The sequence below is a fragment of the Streptomyces sp. NPDC055099 genome, assembly GCF_053607685.1.
In genome coordinates, this window is the sequence record NZ_JBSGUA010000038.1 from 1 (window position 1) to 14,252 (window position 14,252).

The 14,252-nt window shown below is 67.1% G+C and carries 14 protein-coding genes and 2 pseudogenes; 7 read left to right on the forward strand and 9 right to left on the reverse strand.

Features of this window, described 5'->3' with window-relative positions:
• Nucleotides 1–517: 517 nt before the first annotated feature.
• From ACWFRU_RS40825 to ACWFRU_RS40835, 3 genes and pseudogenes are all read right to left on the reverse strand, one after another.
• The gene (locus tag ACWFRU_RS40825) at nucleotides 518–1,216 is read right to left on the reverse strand and encodes a restriction endonuclease (RefSeq protein ID WP_453693698.1); all 699 of its coding nucleotides are present in this window, start codon (nucleotides 1,214–1,216) and stop codon (nucleotides 518–520) included.
• The gene (locus ACWFRU_RS40830) at nucleotides 1,213–1,428 is read right to left on the reverse strand and encodes a hypothetical protein (RefSeq protein WP_453693700.1); all 216 of its coding nucleotides are present in this window, start codon (nucleotides 1,426–1,428) and stop codon (nucleotides 1,213–1,215) included. Before ACWFRU_RS40830 ends, ACWFRU_RS40825 begins: the two co-directional genes overlap by 4 nt.
• Before the next feature lie 636 nt (nucleotides 1,429–2,064).
• A pseudogene (locus ACWFRU_RS40835) lies at nucleotides 2,065–2,822 on the reverse strand (IS5 family transposase).
• 168 nt (nucleotides 2,823–2,990) lie between these two features.
• Between ACWFRU_RS40835 and ACWFRU_RS40840 the strand changes: the two are divergent.
• Both ACWFRU_RS40840 and ACWFRU_RS40845 read left to right on the forward strand, forming a co-directional pair.
• Nucleotides 2,991–3,278, forward strand: a complete 288-nt coding sequence (locus tag ACWFRU_RS40840; RefSeq protein ID WP_453693702.1) for a hypothetical protein — start codon at nucleotides 2,991–2,993, stop codon at nucleotides 3,276–3,278.
• A complete protein-coding gene (locus ACWFRU_RS40845; protein WP_453693704.1) occupies nucleotides 3,275–3,622 on the forward strand; it encodes a hypothetical protein in 348 nt (115 codons plus the stop codon). Before ACWFRU_RS40840 ends, ACWFRU_RS40845 begins: the two co-directional genes overlap by 4 nt.
• Before the next feature lie 73 nt (nucleotides 3,623–3,695).
• Here ACWFRU_RS40845 and ACWFRU_RS40850 read toward each other — a convergent pair whose 3' ends face one another.
• From ACWFRU_RS40850 to ACWFRU_RS40875, 6 genes and pseudogenes are all read right to left on the reverse strand, one after another.
• Nucleotides 3,696–4,055 carry a hypothetical protein gene (locus tag ACWFRU_RS40850; RefSeq protein WP_453693706.1) on the reverse strand — a complete coding sequence of 120 codons (360 nt, stop codon included), beginning with the start codon at nucleotides 4,053–4,055 and terminating at the stop codon, nucleotides 3,696–3,698.
• A gap of 16 nt (nucleotides 4,056–4,071) precedes the next feature.
• On the reverse strand, nucleotides 4,072–4,233 hold the full coding sequence (locus tag ACWFRU_RS40855) for a hypothetical protein (protein WP_453693708.1): 162 nt from the start codon (nucleotides 4,231–4,233) through the stop codon (nucleotides 4,072–4,074).
• Nucleotides 4,173–4,526: a hypothetical protein gene (locus ACWFRU_RS40860; protein WP_453693758.1), complete on the reverse strand. Its 354-nt coding sequence runs from the start codon at nucleotides 4,524–4,526 to the stop codon at nucleotides 4,173–4,175. Before ACWFRU_RS40860 ends, ACWFRU_RS40855 begins: the two co-directional genes overlap by 61 nt.
• Nucleotides 4,527–4,539: 13 nt before the next feature.
• Complete coding sequence (locus ACWFRU_RS40865) at nucleotides 4,540–4,893, reverse strand: hypothetical protein (protein ID WP_453693710.1); 354 nt, start codon at nucleotides 4,891–4,893, stop codon at nucleotides 4,540–4,542.
• Between the two features lie 454 nt (nucleotides 4,894–5,347).
• Nucleotides 5,348–6,589, reverse strand: a pseudogene (locus tag ACWFRU_RS40870) (IS256 family transposase).
• Between the two features lie 229 nt (nucleotides 6,590–6,818).
• The gene (locus ACWFRU_RS40875; RefSeq protein ID WP_453693712.1) at nucleotides 6,819–7,154 is read right to left on the reverse strand and encodes a hypothetical protein; all 336 of its coding nucleotides are present in this window, start codon (nucleotides 7,152–7,154) and stop codon (nucleotides 6,819–6,821) included.
• Nucleotides 7,155–7,359: 205 nt separating this feature from the next.
• Between ACWFRU_RS40875 and ACWFRU_RS40880 the strand changes: the two genes are divergently transcribed.
• From ACWFRU_RS40880 to ACWFRU_RS40900, 5 genes are all read left to right on the forward strand, one after another.
• Nucleotides 7,360–8,022, forward strand: a complete 663-nt coding sequence (locus ACWFRU_RS40880) for an RNA polymerase sigma factor (RefSeq protein WP_453693714.1) — start codon at nucleotides 7,360–7,362, stop codon at nucleotides 8,020–8,022.
• A gap of 942 nt (nucleotides 8,023–8,964) precedes the next feature.
• Nucleotides 8,965–9,294, forward strand: coding sequence for a hypothetical protein (locus ACWFRU_RS40885; protein WP_453693716.1), 330 nt, complete (start codon nucleotides 8,965–8,967; stop codon nucleotides 9,292–9,294).
• A gap of 1,189 nt (nucleotides 9,295–10,483) precedes the next feature.
• Nucleotides 10,484–11,674 carry an ABC-three component system protein gene (locus ACWFRU_RS40890; protein ID WP_453693718.1) on the forward strand — a complete coding sequence of 397 codons (1,191 nt, stop codon included), beginning with the start codon at nucleotides 10,484–10,486 and terminating at the stop codon, nucleotides 11,672–11,674.
• Nucleotides 11,667–12,131 carry a three component ABC system middle component gene (locus ACWFRU_RS40895; RefSeq protein WP_453693720.1) on the forward strand — a complete coding sequence of 155 codons (465 nt, stop codon included), beginning with the start codon at nucleotides 11,667–11,669 and terminating at the stop codon, nucleotides 12,129–12,131. Before ACWFRU_RS40890 ends, ACWFRU_RS40895 begins: the two co-directional genes overlap by 8 nt.
• Nucleotides 12,132–12,136: 5 nt before the next feature.
• Complete coding sequence (locus ACWFRU_RS40900; protein WP_453693722.1) at nucleotides 12,137–14,101, forward strand: DUF3732 domain-containing protein; 1,965 nt, start codon at nucleotides 12,137–12,139, stop codon at nucleotides 14,099–14,101.
• Nucleotides 14,102–14,252: the final 151 nt, after the last annotated feature.

The following is a 14,252-nucleotide window of genomic DNA, read 5'->3' on the forward strand; positions in this document are numbered from 1 at the left end:
CTGCCGAATACGAGACCACGTACTACCGCGAAACCACGAAGCCCCAGGTCACAGTCACGACCTAGAGTCTCGATCAAACCCGGAACGGTTCAGTGTGATCCTCGATCAGGTACGCCGACGCCGAAAACGGCACGGCCTGCAGCCGTGGAACGTCCGCCTCACCCTGGCCCTCACCCGCCCTCCCCTCATCTGCATTGATCCCCGGCAAGAGAGAAAGACCTCCGAAGCTCTTCGGAGGTCCGCACCAGCCCCCTGGCCACCGGCCGGGCCAGCCTGGAGGGCCTGCGCAGGATCTCCGGCAACCCGGGCGGCGGCACCATGCAGGCCATCCGCGACGCGGACCCGGAACTGGCCCTGGAACTCGCCCGCTACGGCGGGCGCATCGCCCACCGCGGCCGCAACTGAGACGCGGAAAAGCAACGATGCCCGTGGTCGAGGGGAGACCGGCAAAATTGCCGCCTCCCGCTCAACCCCGGGCCTCACGCTCTCTACCGCCGCCCTGTCGGGCCGATTTCCCTCAGCTCAGCGGCGTGGAACGGCGTGGCGGTGGCACTTTGGGCAGCAGCTCCCACAGGGGCCGGGAGCCCGCCGCCCAGGCCGCCAGAAGCCGGCGGTCGACCAGGTGCATGCGCAGCTGCTCGGCCAGCGGGGCGCACCGCACGGAGAAGCGTCCGTTCGTCGCCACCAGCACCACGTCCGCCCCGTAGAGCTGGCGGGCCGTGCCGTTGACGCGCTGCAGATCGGGTGTGCCCACCGGCGAGCCCTGCGCCCCGGCCTTGCGGTGCTTGCACTGGATGACCCACTTGCGGCCCTGCGGGTCCGTCGCCAGCACATCCGCGCCGTTGTCGCCGCAGCCGCCGATCTGCCGGGCGTCCATGCAGCCGTCACGCCGCATCAGGTCGCGTACCGCGTACTCGAAGTCGCGGTGATGCAGTGCGTCGATCTGCGCGAGTCCGTAGCGGAGCCCCTGCCGCTGGACGTCCTGCCACACAGTCCGTTGGCGCCGCTGCTGCAGGAAGACCAGGCCCGCCCCCACACCAGCCACGGCGAACACGACCAGCACCCACCAGTGCACAAGCAGCCAGTTGACCACCGTGACGACGAGCCAGAGCGCCACAGCGCCTGCGACAAGGACCGCCACGACCCGGGCCTGCTGGTGCTGCTGACGCTTCGTCCGCCGCCGGCGCCGCCTGCGGGCGGGCGCCCGCCGCGTCACTGCTCACCGCCCTGGGGCGTGAAACGGATCGGATACGACACCCACGGCTCCGGCACCGGCTTCCACTGCCCGCCGCTGTCCTCGAACTTCACCGCATACTGCGCCCTCTGCCCCGGCCGCGGCGAGCGCTCCGTACCCCCGACCCCGCCCACGTCCACACCACCGTTGCCCATCCCCACAGCCGCCAAAGCAACCACGGCCAATACCGCCATCTCCTTCCGCGCCCCCGGCGCCCACCGCGTACAGCCCGTAACCGGCTTCCCGGCGCGCATGTGCGCCCTGACAAACGGCATGCGCCGCCCCCCTCCATCGACTGCCTGCCCCACCGCCCATGCTGACAGCCACCACTGACAACCAGTCAGCCCATGATCACGCCAAGCGATCACAGCCAACAGGAACCAGGCACACGCCACAAAGTGCCACCTCCAGCGAGCCACCCCGCGCAGGCACAAGGGCAGCGATCTCGGGTGCGGACTGTGAGGATGATCAGGCTAAGAGGCACTGCCCGGATCCCTCATCGGCCCCGATCCACGTGGCCGTACCAAACCCGCGGGTTCTCAGTGGGTGTTCTGTGAGCTTTGGCCGGGCTCAGCCCGAGGGTGGGGTTGGCTGCGGTAGCTGGAAGAGGCCGGGTTCAGGTTCGATGAGGATGCCGCGGTTGACCAGGCGTTTCAGTTTGGCGCGGGTGCCTTCGACGTGCCGGGGTTCGGTGCCGGTGTCCAGGGCGAGGCAGACGTCCTTGGGGTGCAGCCGGTCCGCGGCGTTTTCGCAACACCCACTAAAAGTCGCTAACAAAGGCGTTGGACGTGTCGGTGGGTGATCAGGCAGGTAGCGAGGCTGAGGAAGGCTTAGTGGATGTCGTCGCGCCGTTCCCAGCGGATGCGAAGACGGCGGAAGCCGTGCAGCCAGGCGATCGTGCGCTCGACGACGTAGCGGAAGATGCCCAGGCCAGAGCCGTGTGGCTGGCCTCGTTCGGCGATGACTGGGCGGATACCGCGGTGCCAGAGCAGACGACGGTACAGGTCGAAGTCGTAGGCGCGATCAGCCAGCAGGGCGTCCGGCCTTCGCCGGGGCCGGCCGACGCGCCCTGCGACACCCGGGATCTTGTCCACCAGGGGCAGCAACTGCGTGACGTCGTGGCGGTTTCCGCCGGTCAGCGACACTGCGAGCGGGATGCCCTGGCCGTCGGTGATGACGTGGTGCTTGCTGCCCGGCCGTGCCCGGTCGACCGGGCTGGGCCCGCTTTTGGGCCCCGCCTGGCCGCCCGCACGTGCGAGGAGTCGATAACCGCCCGCGACCAGTCCAGCTGGTTCTTCGAGCGCAGCTTCTCCAGCAGGACGACGTGGAGTTGGTCCCAGACGCCGGCTTCGTTCCAGGCGGCCAGGCGCCGCCAGCAGGTCATTCCCGACCCGAAGCCCAGCTCCTGGGGCAGGTACTCCCACTGGATACCGGTGTGCAGCACGAACAGAATGCCGCACAGGGCCTGCCGGTCCGGCACCCGCGGTCTCCCCTGCACCAGCTTCGGACCCGGCTCCGGCAGCAACGGTTCGATGAGCGACCACAGTTCATCCGACACGATCCACGGCCGCGACTGACGTTTCGCCACAACCAGACCAACGAGCAGACAGGCCAACAGTCACATGATCAACCGCTTTTGTTAGAAACAGTAAAACCTGGCTCCACTCCAGGGGCTGATCAACAATCGCGACTCCGTTCCGCCCGCTTTCAGCGGCCTCTACGTTGGGATGACACAACGTCAGGGGGAGGCGCCGTGGTGAGTGGTTCGGAAGCCGCAGCAGTGGTGAAAGCCAGTGCGGACATCATTCAGGGTGTCAAGGCACTCAAGCCCGCGGACAAGGGCTGGCCGAACGCCCGCGAGGGATTGATGGAACTGTTCGTCATCCTCGAGGACTGGTGCTCAGATGCGGAGTCCACCGAAGCGTATGCGCTCCTGATGCTCCACGCGCGGGAGAACGGTCATGACTTTCAGCGCCAGCCGATCCCGCCCAGATGGCCCGTCCGGCCCGCGGCTGGCGCCTGGGGTACGTCGAGCGTGCGATGAGGGACATCGACGGTGTGCTGAGCCCTACGCCGTCATGGCTCTGGAAGTGGCGGTTCTCGAAGAACCGGGCCCAGGCCCGCCGCACGCTGCGCAGCATGATGCGGATCTACTGCCCTGATCTGCTGGCAACGTTCGAAGAGGCCACGGAGAGCCGTGGGGACTGGGTGGCTGAGAACCGGGGCCGCTTCAATACCCTCGCGGGAGATCAGACACCCCATGCGGACCTTGAGGCGGCGGTGGTGCAGATGCGCACCACGTGCGACGGCCTGCACGAGGCCCGCAATGCGCTGCGCGCGTTCATCACCGAGAACTACCCCCGCATCGGCGGGGAGGCCGCCCCTTAGAGGGTGTTCTGTGATCTTTCGCCGGGCTCAGCCCGAGGGTGGGGTTGGCCGCGGTAGCCGGAAGAGGCCGGGTTCAGGTTCGATGAGGATGCCGCGGTTGACCAGGCGTTTCAGTTTGGCGCGGGCGCCTTCGACGTGCCGGGGTTCGGTGCCGGTGTCCAGGGCAAGGCAGACGTCCTTGGGGGTGCAGCCGGTCCGCGGCGTTCTCGAAGAGGGCGCGGATCTGGCGGTAGGGCGAGGGCAGCGCAGCGAGGCCGCCGGGAAGGTCCGGTGCGATGTCCAAAATGGTCTCCCGGGTGATCTTCAGCCGCTCCAGGGCCTGTTCGGCGGCCGCGAGTTGGGCGGTGAGCTCGGCGATCTGGCTGCGGAGCCGCTCGGCGAGGTCCCGGCCGGCGGCCTCGCGGATCTCGATCTGTTCCAAAAACTCCTGCATGCTCGCTCCCGCTCGTTCATGCCGGTCCCGGCAGCCGGGCCGGTGGCGGGTCCCGCCAGCTGGGAGTGGTCGTGGCGGTGAGTCGGTGGGTCATGACGTCAGTCATCGACCAGCGGATTAAGGATGCCGAACTGGCGGGCAGCCTCTCGTAGTTGCGGGCCAGCCGGCGGTGCAGCATGAGGGTGCCGAAGGTCTGCTCAACGATCCACCGCCTCGGCGCCGGGGCGACCCCTTGGTCTGCGGAGCACGTGACACCACCTCGACGTCGATGCCCAGCGACCGGCCGTGCTCAACGACGGCGTTCTTGAACCCGGCATCGACCCAGCCCTTGGTCACTGTCGGGTTGTCGGCGGCCACCTGGTCCAGCAGCGTGATCCCGATGGCGTTGTCATGCACGCTCGCGGCGACCACGATCACGGCGATCAGCAGCCCGAGCACATCGGTGTCTGTGCTGCCGCTTGTACCGGCCATCGCCGTCGTGCTTCTACATGCCCTGGCCGCGCCGGTGGCATCCTCGACGTCTGCCGGGCGTCTCCTCCACCGAGACCCGGCCCGGGGGCGAGAGGGGGCCCTCGTCCTGGCTCCTCCAGAACCTCTTGGACAGCACCTCCTGCTCATTCCTGGTGCGTTCTTTGCGCAGGCTCGACGTCAAGGTGAGGCCGTGGCGGGCGCGCGCGCTGTCGGTCAGGGCGGCTGCGTGCACGTTGAAACTGGCGGCCTCCAGGGCGAGAACGAGACCGGCAAGAACCTCCACGGACAACAGATCCAGGCATGCGTGCGCGAGGCGGTCGAAGATCCTGCCGCTCACCGGGGCGCTGTAGCTGTCCAGGCCCTTCACTTGCCTGAGCAGGATGATGACCTCACCGGCATCTCTCCGGGCTCCTCCTTCCCGCAGGACGACATCGAGATGCCCGTCGAGGGGGGACGGAGGCCAGAGCCGGCGCCCATGAGGCCACCGCCGTCGGGACCATCGCCCGGGCACGCTCCCCCAGCACCTGCTCATCAACGACGGCTGCCCCGCAGAGGTGAAGCAGGCGCAGGAAGTGCCCCGCATGCCCGGTGGACCGTTCCTTGAACGTGCAGGTCAGCACCGTCTCGACGTGAGAGGGCTATGCGACCTCGTTCACCGTCCGAAAGAGGAGCGCCGCGTCACCGGCGCTGCAGGTTCTGGCGGCCTGCTCCAGCAGCCACCGCACCTCGCGGTGGCTCTCGTCCAGAGCGCACAGCAGGTCCAGGAATTCGCGGGCCGAGCGCCGGGCCGCGGTCTGGTGGTGTCCCGCCGAGTGGTGTATTCAGTCGAGCTCGTGTGGTTCCGGTTTTGCGGGGGTATGCCGCTGCGGGGCGGTCTTCTCTGCGAAGAGTTCGGCCATGGAGCCTTCGGATAGGTAGCGGCGGTCGAAGACCTGCCACTCGTCGTGGAGTTCGGCCAGGACCGCGGTGGCGAGCCGGTCCAGGGCGGCCGGGTTGGGGAAGACCTGGATCACGTCGGCCCGGCGTTTGATCTCCCGGTTCAGCCGCTCCAGCGGATTCGTGCTCCAGATCTTCTTCCAGTGCGCCGGAGGGAAGTCCGCGAACGCCGTGATGTCGGCGGCCGCTCCCAGCAGCATGGACTTGACCTGCGGGAACTGCCGTCCGAGCATGTCCGCCACAACGTTCACCTGGCTGCGGACCTGCTCGGCGGTGGTCTGCGCGAAGATAGTGCGGATGGTCGCCGCGACCATCTCCGCCGAGCCCTTCTCGATCACCGAGAAGACGTCGCGGATGAAGAGCACCCGGCACCGCTGCCTGGCCGAGCCGAGGAACACGGTGCGGATCGCGGCCACCAGACCGCTGTGGGAATCGGAGATCACCAGCTGGACGTTGTCCAGGCCGCGGGCCCGCAGACTGCGCAGGAACCTCGTCCAAAACGGCTTCGACTCGCTGTCGCCGACCATCACCCCCAGGATCTCGCGGTGCCCGCCCGCGGAGATCCCGGTGGCGATGACCACCGCCTGCGACACGATCCGGTGATTCACCCGGGCCTTGCAGTAGGTCGCGTCCAGGAACACATAGGGGAACACGGTGTGATCCAGCGGCCGATCCCTGAACGCGACCAGCTCGTCATCGAGTTCGCCGCAGACCCTGGAGACCTCGGATTTCGAGATTCCGGAGTCCGCACCCAGCGCCTTGACCAGGTCATCGACCGAACGCATCGAGACACCGTGCACGTATGCCTCCATCACCACCGCGAACAGAGCGCGGTCGATCCGGCGCCGGCGTTCCAGCAGCGAGGGGAAGAACGACCCGGTCCGCACCTTGGGGATCTTCAGGTCCAGGTCGCCGGCCTGCGATGTCAGCAGCCTCTCGCGGTGCCCGTTGCCTCAGGTGGTGCGCTCGCTCGAGTGCTCCCACAGGGCGGCCCCGATCGCCTCGGTTGCCTCGGCCTCGATGAGTTCCTGCAGGATGCGCTCGCACAGCACCCTGATCGACTCGACTCCGTCGGCCGCACGTAGTGACTCCAGCAGCCGCATCAGGTCAGACTGGGACAGGGCCATCGCGTCCTCCTCGGTTGAACTGGCCGTTCACCAGGGAGACTTGCGCGATGGCCCGCCTCTGTTCAGGGAGCAGTCACTGTCAGCAGGCGCACGCCCCGAGCAGACAACCGCGCATTCCAACGTCCGACCACCTACACCACTCGGCGGGGCACCATCTCGCGGACCGCGCCGGACACCGATCAACCACCGCGAGGTGTGCCGTGCCGGACGGTGCGCTGATGCCCCGCGATCAGGCGATAAATCTGCGGCGCTGCACAGGCTGCTCCCTTACTACCGGCGTCCTGGGCTGCGGAGGAGCCGGAAGGCGCGTGCTGCTCTTCCCGCGCGGGACGAACACCTGCGCCTGCGCCGGACGTTCGAAGATCCTCTCAAGAGCCAGACAGCACTTCCCCCACGGCCAGCGGACTTCACCGCTGATCCAGCGCCGCACGTGCCGGTCGGTGCACTTGCCGGGCTGCCGGGCCCGTACATCTCTGACCTTGTTGATCTCCTTGGCCAAGGACCGGTGCGTGTAGTCGTACCAGGCCATCAGCGACTTGAGAACAGCGTTGCGATGTCTGTCCATCGAAGCCCCCGGAGTGCTGAACGTGGACAAGACGCTAGTTCTGCTGCCTCTCGCGACAGTCGACGAGACGTACTGCCAGGACGTACTTGCAGGTCAAGGGATTCTTTCGGCTGGATCACACTTTTTACCTTCGTTTTCGCCTCTCCTGCCCACGGCAGGTCCTACCCATCAGGGAGGGCGAAGTGAAGGCGAAGGAGCCGGTCGGATGAAGACCCCCGACACGCAGGCTGCCAGTTCCGGCGGCAAGAAACCGACGCGATCAGACGCGTCTCGAGCAGACGTACCCCGGCAGCCCCGATCCGAGCCGGTGCTGGGCGACTACGGGGTGGACGATCTGCCGCCCGCATCGCGCAAGCAGTGGAAGCAGGCCGTCGGCATGCGCACGACGTGCCTGGCCCTCGCTTACCGTCTCGTTCCCTGGGACGAGACGGAGGACGTCTGGCAGGACACCAAGCTCTCCGTGTGGCGCCGTTTGTGTCAGGGACCCGTCGACCATATTTCCGCGTACGTCAGGACGGTCTGCCGCAACGCGGCCATTGACCGGCTCAAGGCGAAGAAGAGGCGCGCGGAGATCTTTTTCGGGGACGAGGTCGAGCAGTTGCAGGACCGCGAACCGGGCCCGGTCTTCAACGAGACCCTCGATACAAGGATCAAGGAGATCCTCGGGGTCATCCGGCCGGTCATGACGGAGCATGAGGCCCGCATCTACGTGCTCCGGGCCGGGCTCGGCTGGCAGATCAAGGTGGTCGCCGAGGCCCTCGAGATCTCCGAGGATGCGGTCAAGTCCGCCTACCAGTCGGGCAAGAGGAAGGTTGCCGGGACCGGTCTCAGCCGGCGCCGGCTGTTCCGCGCGCTGAATCCGGACTGATGCCGGGGGCGTGCGCCCACCCCCTGGCCGCCTTCGCCCGCCGTCCCACAAACCTTGCGGTTTTCTTCGCGACCTTGCGGCCGCACTGATCCACCACCCAAGGATCATGCGGTCGTCGGGCCGAGTGGAGACCCGCACAGACATGCGGCGCTTCAACGGGTACAACCGCCTGCAAACAAGGAGTTCTTATGCCTTTGATCGCACTGCTGAAGGCAGTGGCAAGCATCGTAGGGATCAGCATCGTCCGATTTCTTGATCGGTGCGTACTGGCCCTGGACACTGCCGTTTTCAACGCCCGCCGCAAGACCACCGCACGCAGCCTTCGGACCTCTCCGGCTTTCGTCCTCAACGGCCCTGGCTGGTCAGGCCACCGGGATGAATAGGGAAAGGGTCGCGGCTTCGAGCGGCTTATCCAGTGGCAGTACGGGCCCATGGACATCGTGGCCCTCGTCCTGCTGACCATCGGCATCAACGCCAAGAACAGACAGTCGCACATCCGTCGGTCTGAGGAACCGGAGAGCACTGCAGACCATGGGAACCTTCGTGCCCAGGCAAGGGGTGCGCAGGTTCAACCGACGACTGGGCCGGACCCGTTCGGGGGGAGATCCAGCCCAGCCCTCTCCGGATACGAACACCTCATCCCGTAGAGGTACGGCCGCTGCGTGTCATCGCCTCCATGCGCTGACCGCGAGCATCAGAGCCGAGAACACACCATGCGACACACAACCCTGTGAGGAGGAACCGGAGAGCACTGCAGATCATGGGAACCTCCGTACTCGGGCTACGAGTACGGCAGTTCAACCGAAGACTGGGCCGGACCCACTTTTCAGGGTCCGGCCCAGTCCTGTCCGGTGTCATCAGCCAGATCGGCACCGGAGCCGCCGCCCAGATGGCTGGGAACCCTGGGCACTGCGGCGATGGAGCCTCCAAGGAGGATCCGCCTTGACCAGCATCCCCGAGAACACGCCCGCCAACCACCGGGACATCGACCTGAGTCTGGCCCGCATCGACCATGAGCTGCGCCAGATCGCCAAGCAGGAAGCGTCCGCCAAACAAGAGCGCCGGTTCCTGCGTCGTGCCCGCCGCGCCCAACTCGGCTGCACGCGCACACGCATCATTCGCACCGCGTTCCGCGCCCTGCTTGTCCTCATCGGCACAATCGCCTTCGTCATCGGCGTCGTGATGCTCGCGACGGGAACGCCCGGCTCCAAGAACGTCTTCGAGATGGCCACAGCCGCCTGGGGCCTCGCGGCAGCGCTCCCCCCGAAGTAACCCTGGAGGTCAAAAAGAGAGGCCCCGGTCGACCTCCGGCCGGGGCCCTTCCCCCTTCCCTGCCGGCAAAAGGTGCGCGGTCCGCCGGGTCGCTCGCATAACCGTCGCTTCAGTAGCCACAGCCCGTTCATCAACTGTGCGCGGGGACACGAGAGACGGCCCTCGAGAAGAACTGCGGTCTTCAGCCCTCGATGAGTTCACCTGTGACCCTGCGACACTGCATCGACACAGCGGACTTCTTCAGGTACCCGACCGCCTGGTCCACCGAGAGGTCCGGGGGGCCTTCACGTCCGCCCAGCGGTTCAAGATCGCGGCGGCCGCGCGCAGCAAGTCATCAGGGAGGCCGGCCTCTTGGAGCATGGCGGCCGCCTCGGTCAGTTCCGGGGCCTACCGCCAGGCCGGGGCCGTCGTCTTTGGGATGTAGTCGGTCTCGACGAGGTACGAGCCGGGCCGCTTTCCCGCGATGGCCAGCAGCTCCTGGTCAACGTCGTGGTCAACGGCAAGGCCATAACCCCCACGAGGCCAGGACCCCAGCGCACCTCATCCGCCCTACCACCCAGGCGTTGCGATGCCGTGACCGTGATCGGGGCCCCGTGGTCGAAGATCTGGTCGAAGACCGCCGGTTACCCCACCAGCAGCCAACAAAGCCCGACAGACCCGCCACCGACTGCCGGCCACGGGCCGCGACAGAAGCGCTGATGAGGAGTGCCGGGGTACGGGCCGGCACCGAAAGACCCCGGCCCGGCCCTCAAGGGATCAGGCCATGGGGTCGTAGGGCCACACCCCGCCAACCCCTATGATTCGGGCACTTTCACAGGACAACATCCCCCACACCCTGCACATCCAAGACGCCACCCCGCTAACAGACCTTCACATCCCAGACCCGCGCCAAAGATGAGACTGAAGCCGACATCGAGACACCACCAACACGACCACTCGATGTGCCCCACACCCCCCACGACCGACCATCCAGTCACCGGTGGTTTCACAACCCAGGCCGCCCCCGCCGAGATGATCACCAATAGATCAATCTCAGTGGCGGGCCCGTTGAGGCCATCTGCGGCCGGCTGGACGGCCACGCCGATGCGGTGCTTGCCAGAGAGAGCACGACTCAGATAATAGAACCTTTGTTCATATCGAGCGTGTGGCGGTATGGACACTATGCAGCCTGCGTCGGGAGACTGAAGAGATGACATCCGCCGTTCATGAGGCCTCGTCCTCGGCCCTCGGGTACCTGTTCCAGTCGCAATGGGCGCTGCTGCAACTGCTTGAGGGGGCAGAGCAGCGTCCTGACGGCGCGGTCAGCGTGGAGCTGCATGACGATGTCGCCTGGGAGGAGTCCGGCAAGGCCGTTGACCTGCTGCAGGTCAAGCACCACCTCAAAACGGCTCGCACGCTAGGCGACAAGGACGACGACGTGTGGCGCACCATCCAGTCCTGGATGGACACGCATCTGCCCGGGGACGTCGAGGGGCCCTGGCTGACGCTGGTAACAACCCAGCAGGCACGCCCCGGCACGGCCATGGCAGCCCTGCGCAGCGGTGGTGCGGGGCCCGTTGAGGCGCTGAGGCTGCTGAACGCCGCCGCGGCGGCCTCGACGGCGAAGGAATCCGCCAAGACACGCTCGGCGTTCTTGGGCTTGCCTATGGCGGAGCGGGCCGTGTTCGTGGGCCGGATGCGGGTGATCGACTCTGTCCTGGTGATCGATGAGGTCGACCAGGCGGTGCGCCAGCGGTTGCGCACGGCGCTGCCGCAGGGCCACGAGGATTCGTTCATGCGGCAGTTGTGGGCATGGTGGCACGAGCAGACTCTGGCCATGCTGCGCAAGCGGATGACGAGTGTGTCAGTGGACCGGCTGGTCGCGCAGATCAGCCGGATCCGCGATGACTACACCTCGGACCGGCTCCCGACACTGGTGCAACGTGACGACATCTCCGATGACGCACGCGAAGAGTTGTCGGATGCGTGTTTCCTGCACCAGCTGCGGTGGGTGGGGGCCGGTCGACAGCTCGATAAGGCAATGGTGGACTACTACCGGGCGTACACACAGACCGTGATGTGGCTCGAAGATGATCTGGTGGGCATTGAAGAACTGGAACGGTTCGAGGGGAACTTGAGGGACGAATGGGGGCGCGAGTTCGACTGGATGCTGGACGAACTCGGCGAGGGTGCAACGGACCAGGAGCGCGAGCGGGCCGGACGGACGCTGCTGCGCTGGGCTCTGGATCAGACGAAGTACCGGGTGCGGGAACGCTATGACGAGCCGTTCTTCGCGCGTGGCAAGCATCATGAGCTGGCGGACCGTGGCCGCATTGGCTGGCATCCGCTCTTCGAGGACCGCCTGGAGAACCTGAACTTGTCCAGGGCGACGCATGGCTAGGTGGCAGCAGCGGCCGCAGGTGCCCGCGGTCTTCCTCAATCCCGCGCTGCTGGCCGCGGTGCAGGCGGCAGCCGCGGCGGCGTACGAGCGCGAGAGCGGCGAGCTGATGGTGTGGCCACTGGCAACGCTCACCCCGGCGCTGGTGCTGCACGGCCCCACCCGGCGAGCCCTGCCTGTGGCGGTCTCCACACACCTGTCCTCATGGGTTTCACGCAACCCGGTACTGGTGGCCGGATTGCCGCAGCGGAGCGCCTCGTTGACATGTGCCGTCCAGGAAGGTCTGCGGCACGGCCTGCTGACCTTGCAGGATGGGCGCGTGCGGGGTGTGCTGCGCGGGGTGTCGCGTCTGGAGGGCGAGGTGGCCGAGATTGTTCGCAAGGCGCAGCTGGTGGGCCGGTGGACAGCCCGAACTGATCGGCCGTCGACGGTGTTTGCGCTGCTGGGTGTGAGACCCTAAGCCGCGTGCAGCTGCGGTCGATCATCCTTTACAGCAAGAGCGGCGAGAAGCGGGTCCTGGAATTCCGGCTGGGCGAGTTGAACATCGTCACCGGAACGTCGCAGACCGGCAAGAGCGCACTGCTCGACATCATGGATTTCTGCATGGGCCGCGACGAAGTCACCTTGCCGATCGGGCCGATCAGCCGCACGGTGTCCTGGTATGCGGCGCTGTTCCAACTGGGCGACACCCGGGCATTCGTGGCGCGCAAAGCCCCTGCTCCGGGCCGCAAGTCGGTCACCAACGCCATGCTGGAGCTGGGCGCGGACCTTGAGCCGCTGGACTTCGACCAACTCCGGGTCAACTCCGACTCCACCACCGTGCGCGAGCAGCTGGGGCGCCGCATCGGAATCGGCGACACAGCCGTGGATAGCGGGAACGGCGGGCCGCTCACCGCCCACCTGGGCCATGCCGCGCTGCTGTGCCTGCAAAACCAGGACGAGGTCTCCAACCGGCGGTGGCTGTTCCACCGCCAGGCTGAGGACGGAATCCGCACCGCGCTGCGCACCACACTGCCGTATTTTCTGGGGGCCGTCGCCGAGGACCAAGCCGCGCGCCAGCAGCAACTGACCGCAGCCAGGCGCCACATGCGGCGCCTGCAGGGCGAGCTGAAGGCCGCCGAGAGCCTCAACCAGGACGTGGACGTCACCCTCCAAACACTCTTGCGGGAGGCGGCTGCCCGCGGGCTGCTGTCCAACGACGCCGCGACCGCGGCGGTGACGGACCGCGCCGGCGCCCTTGAGGCATTGCGCACCGCGGCGTCGAACGCCTCGCTGCCGACACCGATGCGAGATGAGGAACAGCGCCGGCAGGAACTGCAGTTGCAGGGGTTGCGCTCCCAGCTGCGGGGCAACCTGCGGGACATCGCGGATCAGCGGCAGCTGCTGACCGACCAGGAACAGCACGCGAACGGGTTCGCCTCGGCCGTGGGCCGCGGAGCCTCCCGCCTGCAGGCCCTCGATCTGGTGGACGCAGACGCCGGAGAGGACCTGGCGTCCTGCCCGGCATGCGGCAGCGTGCTTGAGGAACCGGATCCCAGCGTCGAGCAGATGCTGGCGACGCTCGGCGATCTGCGACACCAGCTCGACACGGTCCGCACGACGCACCCCGGGCGCGAGCGGGCGCTGCGTGACCTGCAGCAGCAAACGGACGGGCTGCGCCAGCAGCTGCGCGGGGTGGAGGGGGCGCTGTCGGCGCTCTCGGAGGCCGAGGCCACCCGGCGCGGGCTGCAGAGCCGGGCCGAGGAACAGGCCTATGCACGTGGAAGGATCGACACTTACCTCAGCCAGCTCGACAAGAGCGGCGCCCGCGGTGAGCTGGAACGGCTGCGTTCCCAGGTTGCGCTGGCCGAGCAGGTGGTCCGCGGCCTGGAGGACGAACTAGACCCGCAAGAGACCGAGGACCGGCTCGCCCACAGCCTCAACTACCTGAGCAGCGACATGACCGCATGGGCCGACCAGCTCAAACTCGAGCACGGACGGCGCCACGTGCGCCTGGACCTGAAACGACTGACCGTGGTCACCGACTCCGACGACGGGGTGGCCGAGCTAATGCGGATCGGCAGCGGCAAGAACTGGGTCGGCTACCACCTGGTGGCCCACCTTGCCCTGCACCAATACTTCGTGGCCCACCAGCGGCCCGTACCGCGCCTGCTGATGCTCGACCAGCCGACCCAGCCCTACTACCCCTCCGACGTCGCCAAACAGGCCGGCTCACCAGCCCAGGACGCCGACCGCGAAGCGGTACTGCGTCTGTTCGAGCTGATGCGGGACGTCGTCACCGACCTGCGAGGCGGCTTCCAGATCATCGTCAGTGACCACGCCAACCTCCCCGAACAGTGGTTCCAAAACTGCGTCCGCTACAACTGGCGCGACGGCGAGGCCCTCATCCCCCAGGCCTGGATCGACGAACACGGCGGCAACAGCGACTGAGCAGGGGCCCGTGCCGGTTGTTTCAACGCGGCGGTCCCGGGCCCTTGAAGTCCCCTGCCAGCCACGCACCGGCGAGATTCGGTCAGGGGATAAGCAAGGTACGGGCGATGACGATCAGTCATGCCTAAAGGCATTGCTCGAGTTCGGAGCG